This is a genomic window from Geobacter sp. AOG1 (assembly GCF_019972315.1).
Lineage (GTDB): Bacteria > Desulfobacterota > Desulfuromonadia > Geobacterales > Geobacteraceae > Geomobilimonas.
In genome coordinates this window covers 1,247,564-1,259,922 of the sequence record NZ_BLIZ01000001.1, presented here as the reverse complement: position 1 = coordinate 1,259,922, position 12,359 = coordinate 1,247,564, and the positions used below count along the sequence as shown (strand labels likewise).

The 12,359-nt window shown below is 58.5% G+C and carries 13 protein-coding genes and 1 pseudogene; all 14 read left to right on the top strand.

Annotated features, from left to right (window positions below; translation table 11 throughout):
• Nucleotides 1–55 precede the first annotated feature (55 nt).
• The 14 genes and pseudogenes from gspG (at nt 56) to LDN04_RS05675 (ending at nt 12,233) form a co-directional block, all read left to right on the top strand.
• Entirely contained in the window at nt 56–499 is a 444-nt protein-coding gene (gspG, locus tag LDN04_RS05740; protein ID WP_223907498.1) for a type II secretion system major pseudopilin GspG, read from the top strand.
• A 135-nt stretch (nt 500–634) separates the two neighbouring features.
• Nucleotides 635–1,222: a prepilin-type N-terminal cleavage/methylation domain-containing protein gene (locus LDN04_RS05735; RefSeq protein ID WP_223907495.1), complete on the top strand. Its 588-nt coding sequence runs from the start codon at nt 635–637 to the stop codon at nt 1,220–1,222.
• Nucleotides 1,219–1,560, top strand: a complete 342-nt coding sequence (locus LDN04_RS05730) for a prepilin-type N-terminal cleavage/methylation domain-containing protein (RefSeq protein ID WP_223907492.1) — start codon at nt 1,219–1,221, stop codon at nt 1,558–1,560. The genes LDN04_RS05735 and LDN04_RS05730 overlap by 4 nt, the downstream gene beginning before the upstream one ends.
• 19 nt (nt 1,561–1,579) lie before the next feature.
• A complete protein-coding gene (locus tag LDN04_RS05725; RefSeq protein ID WP_223907489.1) occupies nt 1,580–2,248 on the top strand; it encodes a type II secretion system protein GspJ in 669 nt (222 codons plus the stop codon).
• Nucleotides 2,245–3,171 (top strand): type II secretion system minor pseudopilin GspK, encoded by a 927-nt coding sequence (gene gspK / locus LDN04_RS05720; RefSeq protein ID WP_223907486.1) that lies wholly within the window; start codon nt 2,245–2,247, stop codon nt 3,169–3,171. Before LDN04_RS05725 ends, gspK begins: the two co-directional genes overlap by 4 nt.
• The gene (gene gspL / locus LDN04_RS05715; protein WP_223907483.1) at nt 3,171–4,496 is read left to right on the top strand and encodes a type II secretion system protein GspL; all 1,326 of its coding nucleotides are present in this window, start codon (nt 3,171–3,173) and stop codon (nt 4,494–4,496) included. The genes gspK and gspL overlap by 1 nt, the downstream gene beginning before the upstream one ends.
• Nucleotides 4,493–5,041 (top strand): general secretion pathway protein GspM, encoded by a 549-nt coding sequence (locus tag LDN04_RS05710; protein WP_223907481.1) that lies wholly within the window; start codon nt 4,493–4,495, stop codon nt 5,039–5,041. The genes gspL and LDN04_RS05710 overlap by 4 nt, the downstream gene beginning before the upstream one ends.
• Nucleotides 5,038–5,874: a type II secretion system protein GspN gene (gene gspN / locus LDN04_RS05705; RefSeq protein ID WP_223907478.1), complete on the top strand. Its 837-nt coding sequence runs from the start codon at nt 5,038–5,040 to the stop codon at nt 5,872–5,874. Before LDN04_RS05710 ends, gspN begins: the two co-directional genes overlap by 4 nt.
• 141 nt (nt 5,875–6,015) lie before the next feature.
• On the top strand, nt 6,016–6,750 hold the full coding sequence (locus LDN04_RS05700; RefSeq protein ID WP_223907475.1) for an amino acid ABC transporter ATP-binding protein: 735 nt from the start codon (nt 6,016–6,018) through the stop codon (nt 6,748–6,750).
• 119 nt (nt 6,751–6,869) lie between these two features.
• Nucleotides 6,870–7,694: an ABC transporter substrate-binding protein gene (locus LDN04_RS05695; protein WP_223907472.1), complete on the top strand. Its 825-nt coding sequence runs from the start codon at nt 6,870–6,872 to the stop codon at nt 7,692–7,694.
• Between the two features lie 69 nt (nt 7,695–7,763).
• A complete protein-coding gene (locus tag LDN04_RS05690; RefSeq protein ID WP_223907469.1) occupies nt 7,764–8,471 on the top strand; it encodes an amino acid ABC transporter permease in 708 nt (235 codons plus the stop codon).
• Nucleotide 8,472: 1 nt separating this feature from the next.
• Nucleotides 8,473–9,174 (top strand): amino acid ABC transporter permease, encoded by a 702-nt coding sequence (locus LDN04_RS05685; protein WP_223907466.1) that lies wholly within the window; start codon nt 8,473–8,475, stop codon nt 9,172–9,174.
• A gap of 173 nt (nt 9,175–9,347) precedes the next feature.
• Nucleotides 9,348–9,425, top strand: a pseudogene (locus tag LDN04_RS16955) (ATP-binding protein); the annotation flags it as partial.
• Between the two features lie 189 nt (nt 9,426–9,614).
• Entirely contained in the window at nt 9,615–12,233 is a 2,619-nt protein-coding gene (locus LDN04_RS05675) for a PAS domain S-box protein (protein WP_223907463.1), read from the top strand.
• Nucleotides 12,234–12,359: the final 126 nt, after the last annotated feature.

The window sequence follows — 12,359 nt, the reverse complement described above, 5'->3', positions numbered from 1 at the left end:
TGTTACCCACAACCTTTAACTTTGAACGTTTAACCCGTCAGAGGAGGATTTATCCATGCACAACACCTTACGCGACAGCCGTGGCTTCACCCTCATCGAGATCATGGTGGTAATCGTCATTCTCGCCCTGCTGGCAGCCCTGGTCGCACCCAAGATCATGGGACGAAGCGATGACGCCAAGATATCCGTGGCCAAAAACCAGATCAGAAATATCGAGAGCGCCCTCAAGCTCTACAAGCTGGACAACGGCACCTACCCCACCACCGAACAGGGACTGGCGGCCCTCATCACCAAGCCGACCGTGGGGGTAATCCCGAAGAACTACAAGACCGAAGGATACCTGGAGAGCAAACAGGTTCCCCAGGACCCGTGGAAGACCGACTACGTCTACATCTCCCCCGGTGAGCACGGTGACTACGACCTCTGCTCCCTGGGCGCCGACAGCGTCAAGGGGGGAGAAGGGAAGAACGCGGACATCTGCAACTATGACATGAAATAGGGAACGCGCCTTTTCCGCAATCTCGGCGTTGGTCTTCGGAATTCCTTGTGCGGCGTAGCTATGCTACGCCTCCGCGTCATCCCTCGACCGCCTTGACCTTGCGAAAAAATCGCGTTCCCGACCGGACCGTGTTTTATGTTCGAACACCTAGATCGTTGTGTTGTGGTGACAAAAACTCAAAACTCAAAATTCTTCAGGCCAGCAGTTTGGGTCAAAATTCAAAACTGCCTTTCCGGCGGTTTTACCCTCATCGAACTGGTGGTGGTGCTGGCTATCCTTGCGATGGTGGCACTCCTTGTCTTCCCCCGACTCCCGTCCACCAGTGCCGCCAACCTGCGCAGTTCGGCGCGCACCCTGGCCGCCACGATCCGTTACATGGGGGACAAGGCAGTCACCTCCAAGAACGCCTACCGGCTCCGGGTCAACCTGACCGACACCAGGCTGGCGGTGGTAAAAATGGTGAATGGTGAAGAAAGCACCGACACCGACCCCTTCTTCAGCCGCCAGATACTGGCGGACGGAGTAACCATCGAGGACGTGACCATCCCCCGCCTCGGAAAGGTCACCGCCGGCGAGGTGGCCGTCAACTTCGGCCCGGCAGGGCTGGAGGACTTCGCGATCATCCACCTGAAGGGGAGCCGCGACACCCATTTCACCGTGACCGCTTACCCCCAGAACGGCAAGGTCAAGGTCGAGGAAGGATACCAGGAGGTGGGGCCATGAAGGGGTTTACCCTGCTGGAGGTGATGGTCGCCCTGGCCATCCTTGCCGGTGTGATACTCACGGTCATCACCTCCTATAACTATCACCTGGGGATCGTCACACGGGACAAGGAGGAGACTGAGGCCATGCTGCTGGCCCGGGCCAAACTGGACGAGCCCAACTTCCTGCAACAGGGACAGACATCAGGAAACTTCGCCCCCCGGCATCCCGACATAACCTGGAAAGTGGAGAGGGCCGCCGCCGAGATACCGGGGGTTGACCGACTGACCTTCACGGTTGCCTGGGATGGTGAACGGCACAAGCTGACCCTGGCGAAATACCTGGAACGGGCCCTCTGACCGTGAGGAGTCCGGCCCCATGAGAAACGCGACAACCAGGACGGTTTACCACACGAAACCGCAGAGACGAAACGGGGGGTTCACCCTGCTGGAACTGCTGGTAGCCCTGGCACTTCTTACCGTACTGTTCGCAGCCCTTTACGGCACCTTTTTTGCCCTGACCCGCGGCCGTGACGCGGCAACCTCCGGCATGGAAACCCGCCGCGAGCTGCGCACCACCCTGGACCAGGTGCGGCGGGAGTTGTCGGGAGCGTTCATCCGCGGGCCGGCCCCACTGGGGGTGAAACCGCTGGTCCCGTTCGTGGTGGAAGACCGTGACTCCTTCGGCAAGCCGGCTTCGACCCTGACCTTCACCACCTTCGTTCCGCCCCGCAGCGACAGCGCTCCCACATCGGACCAGGTGACGGTGCGCTACCGGATAGTGGAGCATGAGAAACGGCTGGAATTGACCCGTGAGGCCCAGGACCGCTACCTGGCCGGCACTCCTGTCCCCTACCCGCAGATGGAGGATGTGGAAGGTTTTCTGGTGGAGTGCTACGACGGCAGTAAATGGGTCAGGAGCTGGGACACCACCCCCGGCCTCAACTCTGGGCTCCCGAAGGCCGTTCGGGTGACCATACGGCTCAAAGAGGGTGAGGAGATCAACGAATTCTCCACCATCGCCACGCCGCGGGTGACCGGCAAGTGAAGGGCGAAAGGGGGTTTGCCCTGGTCATAACCCTCGTGGTGAGCGCCCTGCTGGTGGCGCTGGTCGCCGAGTTCATCAACGAGGTCTACGTGGATACCAGCTCCCGGCAGAACTTCGTCGATGGGCAGCAGGCGAGTCTTCTTGCCGAATCCGGCGTGGCCGGCGGAATCAAGGTGCTCCAGTTCACCATGGCGAGCCAGGGATTCACCTCCCTCCTGGACCCGTGGGCCAAGCCGCTGAAGCTCGACGACGAGCAGGGCTCCATAGAGGTAACCATCGAGGACGAGGCCGCCAAGATCAACCTCAACTCCATAGCCGGGTCGAACGGAAATTTTATCGATGCATATTATCCCATAGCAACCCGTTTCCTGAAGAAAGCCGGTCTCTCCCCGGACCTGTGCGACGGCATTGCCGACTGGGTGGACACCAACGATGAACCCAAGCCGGCCGGGGCGGAAGCAACCTACTACCGTTCATTGCAGCCACCTTACAATGCGAAGAACGCCTGGTTCGATACTGTGGATGAACTGCGACTCGTCAAAGGATTCGATGCAAAGACGATGGAGCGACTGCGCCCCTTCATTACCGTCTTTGCCAATTCCCTTCCGGGTTCACCGGCACCGATCAACATTAACACTGCCCCCCCGGAGATACTGGCAGCCTTGGATGAAGGGCTGAGCGACGACCTGGTGGCACGGATCGTGGACTACCGGAAAACCACGCCGTTCAAATCACCCGCGGATATCCTCAAGATTGCCGGTCTGGACAAAATCGGAATCGCCCTGCAAACCAGGATCCAGACCAGAAGCACCGTCTACCGCCTGGTCTCACGAGGACAGGTGCATGAAACAGCGAGGATTATAGAAGCCGTGGTGAGAATCAATGGCAACCAGGCAACGATGCTCTACTGGAGAGAATACTGATGACGTACCTGATCGTACAGTTGACCCGTAACGAAGTGCTCTGGGGGCGCTTTCAGCGCCAGCGCGGCGAGCTTGCGTTCCTGGGGGGTGGCCGTCACCCCCTCGCCGGCGAACCGACCTTCGACGACCTTCTGAAGGAACTGGCCGGCACCCGTCGAGAAGAGGAAAAGGTGGTGCTGACCCTTCCCCCCTCCAGCCTCTTTCTGCGGGAGCTGGATCTCCCCCTCACCGACCGCCGCAAGGCACGCCAGGTACTCCCCCTGGAGCTCAAAGGTGAAACGGCCATCGATACCGACGAACTGGTATTCGATGCAATCCTCCTGGCTGACGGCAAGACCCTGGCGGTATGGACCCGGCGAACCGGGGTGGCCGATCTGATACGGACCATGACCGAAGCCGGCCTCGAACCGGAAACGGTAAGCGCCGCACCCCTCCACTGGCCCGAACTGTTTGCGCCGTCCGACACGACGGAGCCTGTTGCCATTACCGACGGTGAGGCACTGGTCGTTGCCCTGGCGGGGCGACTCCTGTTTTGCCGCCCCCTCGGGGGTGGCGACCCCTTCGCAGACGTGGCGCGAACCCTGGCGGCGCTGGAGCTCGGCAAAAATATAGCGGTACGAGAGGTGCTCCTCCACGGCGACCTGGCCCGTCAGCCCCTCCCGACAACGACGTCCGGCCTGACATTCCGGCCGCTTCCCCTCGCCGATGCAACGGCCCGGGCATTTGCCGGCGATGCAGGGGCAGCCCGGGACCTCGCCTCCACCTACGCCGTCGCGGCAGCCTGTGGCTCCGGAGCGGCGGTGAACTTCAGAAGCGGCACCCTGGCCTACACCGCCGGTAACGCGCTCGCGCGCCGCAAATTCAGGCTCCCCCTGGTCCTTGCGGCAATCCTTGTCGTCGCACTCATCGCCGAGACAACTGTTCGCTACTACCTGGTGCGGCGGGACCTGAACTCCCTCGACACCTCGATCTTCACCATCTACCGGCAGGTGTTCCCGAGCAGGAAAAAACCGGTGGATGCCGTCGGGGAACTGAAGGGGGAAATCAGGCGCCTCTCCGGCAGGGCGGCGACCGGCAACGTCCTGGCCGCCCTGACCAAAGCGGCGGAGCTCAAGGGTGATGACATCACCGGCATCTACGAGGCGGAATTCGACAGCGGACAGCTCCGGCTCAAGGGAGATGCCCGCTCCACCCAGGGGGTGAATGATTTCAAGACCCGGACAGCTGCTGCATTCAGCGACGGGGAAGTGAGCGAGATAAAATCAAAACCAGATGGAACTGTCAGCTTCCTGTTCCGCGGCACCTTCAAGGAGGAGAAGAAATGACCTATCTGCGCCTCCTGGCCGAACAGTACCGAAATCTTGACAGCACCACCCGCCTCCGCTGGGGCGTGGGCATCGCCATCGTCCTCGCCCTGGCCGTACTTTTCTCCGCCGCCAACACCAGGATCGCCTATCTCTCCAAGCTGCGCACTGCCCGGGAAAGGGATGTCGCGGAAATGCTCATCCTCAGGCAGCGCTATCAGATTGCCAACGCCGGCGCCCAGAAACTGGCGAACCGCCTTGCCGCAACCCGCCCCGACGATTCCCCGGCCAAGCTCATTGACGAGATCGGCATCAAAGGGAAGAACAGCCAGATCAAGCCGGTCAAGGGAGACGAGCAGCCCGGCTTCGTCGAGGACGCCGCCGAAGTCAAGCTGGACGGGCTCACCGCCAACGAGACGGTCAACCTTCTTTACCGGCTGGAAAAAGGGAGCAAGCCCGTCATTATCAAGAAGGCACTCCTCAAGGCCCGCTTCGATGATCCGTCGCGTCTGGACCTCACCCTCACCATCGCCCTCCTCAAGGCCGCGCCGACGGGTCCGCGATGAAACCGCGCCGCTGGTTCTATCTGGTCGTCGGTGTCCCGGCGGCACTTTTCATTTTCCTCGTCCTGACTGTCTGCTTCATCCCTGCCCGGGAGCTGCAAGGATTAGTCGTTCGCGGGCTGGCCAGCGAAGGGTACACCTTTCGCGCCACCAGCTTCGGCAAGGCATTCCCCCTCGGCCTTACCGCCCGCGCCATGGAGATCGGCGACGAGCGTGGCCCGCTTTTTCGCGCTGACAGGGTAACGGTCCGACTTCAACTCCTGCCCCTCTTCCTGGGGGATATCAAGGTTACCGGCCGAGCCCGCATCGGCAGCGGACAGATCGACGGAGCATGGTCCCGCCGCAGCGGGGGGGGGCTGCATGCCAGCGGTATCCGGCTGGAGGACATCCCCTTCTTCTCCACGGTAACCGGCGCCGCCGCCAAAGGGGTGATGCAGGTGGATGCAAATCTGCGGGGGAGTCAGAGCACCCGCCGAGGAGAGATAAAACTGGACGTCAAGGGGGCGGAACTCGCCGGTATCAAGATCGGCGGAACCCCCCTGCCGGACGCTGGCTACCGGCAGATCCAGGGTATGCTGAGACTCTCCGGCAACAAGGCAAACCTGGAGAGCTTCTCCCTGGAAGGGGAAGGGCTCTACGTACGGCTCAGGGGAGACTTCCCCATCATCTCCCCTCTGGCCAAAGCCCCCCTCAACCTGACCCTGGAATTGATGCCTAAACCGGAATTTTTGGAGCGGCAAAAGTTCGTCTTTCTCCTCCTGACAAAGTACCTGACGTCCCCGGGTCGCTACGAAATCCCGGTCAAGGGAATGCTCTCCCGGCCTGCCCTTCCCTAACGCACGTTCAATAAGCGTTTTTAATTGCAAAACGGCAGTTTGGGATTGATTTTTTTACCGTTGTGGCTACAATTGGGAGGATTTTCGCCCGCCTTGGGCGAACCGCAATTTCATCTCCCCCGACCCGCCAGGAGCAAGGCAATGATCCAGTTTTCAGGTGTCCATAAGTGGTTCAAACAACTCCACGTACTGAACGATATCAACCTCCGGATCACGCCGGGTGAGGTGCTGGTTGTCTGCGGACCGTCCGGTTCCGGCAAGTCCACCCTCATCCGTACCATCAACCAGCTGGAGCCGATCAACGAAGGGAAGCTGGTCGTTGACGGGATGGATCTCCTGGACAAAAAAACCGATATCAACAAGCTGCGCGCCGAAATCGGCTTCGTCTTCCAGCAGTTCAACCTCTACCCCCACCTGTCCGTTCTCAGCAACATCACCCTGGCCCCCCTCAAGATCCGCAAGATGCAGAAAAAGGAGGCGGAGGAGCAGGCCATGACACTGCTGGCGCGGGTCGGTCTGGCCGAAAAGCGGGACGCCTATCCATCCCAGCTCTCCGGCGGGCAGCAGCAACGGGTAGCCATTGCCCGGGCCCTGGCCATGAAACCGAAGATCATGCTCTTCGACGAGCCGACCTCGGCACTCGACCCGGAGATGATCGGCGAGGTGCTGGCGGTCATGCAGGGTCTGGCGGGGACCGGCATCACCATGGTAGTGGTGACCCACGAGATGGGCTTTGCCCGGGAGGTCGCCCATCGGGTCGCCTTCATGGACCACGGGGTGGTGCTTGAGGAGGCGAAACCGGAGGAGTTCTTCCGCAACCCGCAACACGAGCGGGCACAGCAGTTCCTGAAGCAGCTCCTCTCCCCCATGCACTAGGGGGAAAACGATGCTTTTCCTTGGCTCTAAGTTTTCCCTTGAACCAGCGAAAAGTCCTCGTTCCCCGTATATTCGCAGGATGGAATGAGCAGGCACAATTCTTTAAGGAGGAACATGGCATGAAGAAACTGGTTACCGTTGCAATCGCCCTGACGCTGGTTGGACTCCTCGGCAAGGCTGCCCTGGCGGCTCCCCCCGCCGACACCCTGGCTGAAGTCAAGAAAAAAGGTGTCCTCGTGGCAGGGGTGAAGGACTCCCTCCCTCCCTTCGGCTACATCGACGAAAAGAGCCGCACCATCGTCGGCTATGACATCGACTTCATCCATGCCATCGCCAAGAAACTCGGCGTCAAGGTCGAGCTTAAACCGGTCACCTCGGCCAGCCGGATGCCCCAGCTCCAGGAAGGAAACATCGACATCATCGCCGCCACCATGACCAAGAACCCAGAACGGGCAAAGCAGATCGACTTCAGCCACACCTACTTCTTCACCGGCCAGAAGTTCATCACCAAGAAGGGAACCGTTCACACCACGAAGGACCTGGAAGGGAAGAAGATCGGTACCGCCAAGGGTTCCACCTCGGAGCAGAACGTGAAAAAGGCCATTCCGTCGGCAACCGTTCTCTCCTTCGACGATTATCCCCAGGCCTTCCTGGCTCTGCAGCAGGGTAAAGTCGCTGCCGTCACCACCGACGAGGCAATCCTGGCCGGTATCCTCGCCAAGGCCCCCAACAAGGCCCAATTCGAGATTCCCAACGTTCAGATCTCCGACGAGCCCTACGGCCTCGGTATGCGCAAGGGTGACAAGCACTTCGTCGACTTCGTGAACAAGACCATCCTGGACATGGAGAAGAGCGGCGAAGCGAAGAAGATCTTCGAAAAATGGTTCGGCCCGAACACCCAGTTCCACCTGCAGCGGACGTTCAAGATAACCGCTGATAAATAACGCAAAAAGCGAGGCATGAGGAGCCTCTACTCTTCACGCCTCGCTTCTCCTCCTTCACGGAAAGTTCACATGCTCACGTATCAGTTTGACTGGTCGGTCGTCACATCCGGTAAATATTTCGAGTGGCTGGTTTCCGGTTTTAAGGTCACTCTCCAACTCTCCGTAGTCGGGATCGTCCTGGCGTTTATCGTCGGCCTCCTCATCGCGGTCATGCGGATGAGCAATTTCCGGCCGGTGCGCTGGTTCGCCCTGGCGTACCTGGAGTTTTTCCGAAATACCCCCCTCCTCGTGCAGATATTTTTCTGGTACTTCGGCTCTTACAAAATCCTTCCCACTGCGGTCAACGACTGGCTGAACAGCACGAACTTCGAATTTGCCGCAGCGGTCATCGCGCTGACCATCTATACCTCCGCGTTCATCGCCGAGGACATCCGCTCCGGCGTCCTCTCCATCCCCAGGGAGCAGATGGAGGCGGCCCGCAGCGCAGGATTCTCGTACCTCCGTTCCATGCAATACATCATTCTCCCCCAGGCGGTCCGGATTACCGTCCCGCCACTCGTGAACCAGTTCCTCAATCTGGCCAAGAACTCGTCCCTGGCCATGACCATCGGCGTCATGGAACTCACCTACCAGGCGCGCCAGGTGGAGAGTTACACCTTCAAGGGATTCGAGGCGTTCACCGCAGCAACCGTCGTCTACCTGGTACTCTCGACCAGCATTACCGCGCTGGTCCATATCTACGACAAACGGGTCCTGAACCCGAACCGGGCGGTTTGACATGGACGGACTCTTTAATTTTCACGTCATCACGGACAATTTCACCTACTTCATGATCGGCCGGTTCCCCCACGGACCGCTCGGGGGACTGGGACTCACCATTTACCTAGCAGTGGTATCCTGCATCCTTTCCTTCTTCGGTGGCCTTGTGCTGGGGCTTTTGAGCCTGGTTCGCAACCCGTTCATAAGCTATCCCGTCAACCTGTTCATCAATGCAGTCCGCGGCTTACCGCTCCTCATGGTCATCTTCTGGATGTACTTCCTCCTCCCTGCCCTCATGGGGCGAACCGTCCCGGAGAGCCAGACCGTCATCATGGGACTTACCCTCTTTACCTCCGCCTACATGTCCCAGATCGTCCGCGCCGGCATCGAAGGCATCCCCGCGGGACAGACCGAGGCGGCCATCTCCACCGGTCTGAAGCACTGGCAGGTGATGCTCTACATCGTGCTTCCCCAAGGGCTGCGCAACATGATCCCTTCCTTCGTCAACCAGTTCGTCTCCCTCATCAAGGACACCTCCCTCGCCTTCATCGTCGGAGTTTCAGAACTGACCCACGTCGCCACCCAGGTCAACAACCGGACCATGGCCTACCCCACCGAGATATTCATCTTCATCGCAGTAATCTATTTCTTCCTCTGCTACGCTTTCACCAGCCTCTCCCGCTGGCTGGAAGAGCGGCTCGCCTGGCGCAAAGCCATCTGACCGGAGAAGCAGCAAGCTTAACGGAGTCCATCTTGATGCTCGCTACATGGAGGGTTCTTCTCTATGGACGTCAGGAAAGAGCAGAGAAGGTTGATGTCAGCACTAGATGCAGCTTTCACCCGTCAATTCAGAATGGCTGCCCCTCCGTAAGTTGCCCTCCTAATTGACCGTATCCGGGAGACGTATCTCTCTCCCACAACGGTGTCCACTTCCTTGACGAACTCTCAAAGCTCAAATATTTAGGTACTTAGCAAAGTTAAAGCCCCACGAACATGCCTCACTTGCATTCGCGGGCAGTTTTCCTGTAATGAACAGATCATTGCAAGCAGGACAGGGCTTGGCAGAGTCTTTTGACAGATTGTATAACTGTTGAAAGATGCTATGCTTTTTTGGGGTTAGTGCGCCTACGCTTCGCACCGTCGCTAGACATTGGAGAACCCATGTCCACAACCGACCTTGAGAAGAACTTAACCGATGCGGTCATCAACAGTATGCCGGGTATCTTCTATGTCTTTGATAACGAGGAGCAGCTGGTCCGATGGAACCAGAAGCTTGAGGAGTTCTCTGGGCGTTCACCGGAAGGGATGTCCACCCTGCGTCCTCATGATTTTGTGGCGGAAGAAAACCATAGGCTGCTGGAGTCGAAGCTGACGGAGGTTTTTGTCGAACACCGGAACGCCGACGTCGAGCTACTCCTCATGGACAGAGAGGGGAGAAAAATCCCTTTCTACTGTACCGGCACTCCCTTGACCGTCGGTGACAAGACCTATCTCGTCGGCATTGGGATCGACATCACCGAGCGCAGGCGGGCTGAGGAGGCTCTGCAGGAGGAGAAAGAAAAATTCTCCCTGGCCTTCCAGACCGTGCCGGCGCTCCTTTCCATCAGCAGCCTGGCGGACGGGAGATATATCGAGGTCAACGAGGCGCTCGAAAAGACCCTCGGCTACCGCAGGGAGAAGGTCATCGGCCGCACCGCCGCCGAGATCAACATCTGGGAAAACCCGGCTGGCCGCGACCAGTTGGTCCGGCTGTTGAGGGAAGGCACCAGGATCCGTGACGTGGAAGTCCGTTTGAGGAGCGTAACGGGAGAAGTAATTATCGGTTCATTATCAGCGGAGATCATCAACGTGCAGGGGGAAGAGTGCATCATTGCTCTGACGCGTGATGTTACCGCGTTCAAGCAAGCGGAGGAAAAACTCCGCAAAAGAGAACAACAGCTTGCCGAGGCTCAAAGAGTTGCCCACCTCGGCAGCTGGGAGTGGAATATTGGCGCCGATTCACTTACTATTTCGGCAGAACTGTACCGGATTTTCGGCCTATCTCCGAAAGAGTTGGACGCAAGCTATGCGGGTATCCTAAAGATGGTTCATCCTGAGGATCGGGAAACATACGAGAAGGAGATTCAGAACGCCCTCGCCAAACGGAGATCCTTCGACAATTTGCACCGCATCATCCGGCCGGACGGGACGGTACGCACTCTGCACAGCCGGGGCACCGTATCAGTGGACGAGACGGGAGTGCCGACGTCCATATTAGGCACCTGCCAGGATGTCACCGAACGCATGCGGGCGGAGGATGCCCTGCGGGAGAGCGAAAAGCTTTTCCGGGCCACCTTTAACCAGGCTGCGGTCGGCATCGCACATACAGGCCTGAATGGCAGATGGTTACGGGTCAATCAGAAATTCTGTGAAATACTCGGATACTCGGAAGAAGAGCTGATGGGGCTGGATATTAAAACCATTACCCATCCCGATGATTTGGAAACAAGCGCCAAGTACCTCCAGCTCATGTTGGACGGGAAGCTCGGGAGTTACTCCCTTGAGAAACGCTATCTGCGCAAGGACGGTTCCACCGTCTGGGTAAATATCACCGTGTCGATGGTGCACGACCACGATGGACGTAACCTGTTTCACGTGGGGGTGGTAGAAGACATCTCCGCCCGCAAGAAGATCGAGGCAGAACTGCGGGAAAGCGAAGGGCGCTATCGCTCCCTGTTTGAAAACATGTTGGAGGGATTCGCCTACTGTAAGATGCTATTAGATGACCAAGGCCGTCCGGAAGATTTTATCTTTCTCGATGTCAACAAAGCATTCATTCGGCTGACCGACTTGGAGAACGTGGTTGGCAAGAAAGCCACCGAGGCGATTCCAGGGATCAAAGAAGCACATCCGGAGTTGTTTGAGGTTTACGGCCGGGTCGCGTTGACAGGAATCCCGGAGACGTTCGAAATTGAGTTCGAACCTTTGGGAATATGGTTGTTCGTCACTGCCTACAGTATGCAGCGGGAATACTTTGTTGCGGTGTTTGATAACATCACCGAGCGCAAACAAGCGGCGGAGGAGGTCGAAAAACTGAACACCGACCTAGCTGCACGGGCCGCCGAGCTGGAATCAACCAACCGGGAACTGGAGACGTTCAGTTATTCGGCCTCTCACGACCTGCGCAAGCCCCTGACGGTCATCAGCGGCTACTGCCAGGTCATCCAAGAGTTATGCGGCAACCACCTGAATGAACAATGCCTCGGGTTTCTGCAGGAGGTCCAGAACGGGGCCGTGCGCATGAGCAATCTCATAGACGCCCTGCTCAAGCTCTCCTGTTTTACCCGCAGCGAACTGAATCGGGAAATGATCGACCTCAGCGTGATCGCACATGCGGTGGCCGCAGAACTGGTTTTTACCGAACCGGAGCGGCGGGCCATATTCCAAATAACCGACGGGATCTCAGCCAACGGTGATGCGAAGCTGCTGCAGGTGGTGCTGGAAAACCTCCTCGGCAATGCATGGAAATACACCGCCACACAGGAAGAGGCGGTCATCGAGTTTGGCGAGACGGAGATCGACGGAAGGCTGGCCTACTTCGTCCGGGACAACGGGGCCGGCTTCGCCATGGCCGACGCCGACAAGCTCTTCATTCCCTTCCTGCGGCTTCCTGGCGCCGACGAATTCAAGGGGCACGGCATCGGCCTCGCCACGGTGGAAAGGATCATCCGGCGCCACGGTGGTCGAATCTGGGCTGAAGGGGAACCGGGCAAGGGGGCAACCTTCTATTTCAACCTTTAGTCTCACGGGGGTAAAACAGAGTGGAATAATAAAGCGTAACCGGTGGTAAGGAAGGAGCGCTGATCGTGGCTATTTCGGCGGTTAGCAGAACAAACAAGTTCTTCCATTGGTTCCCAGATTTGTCCG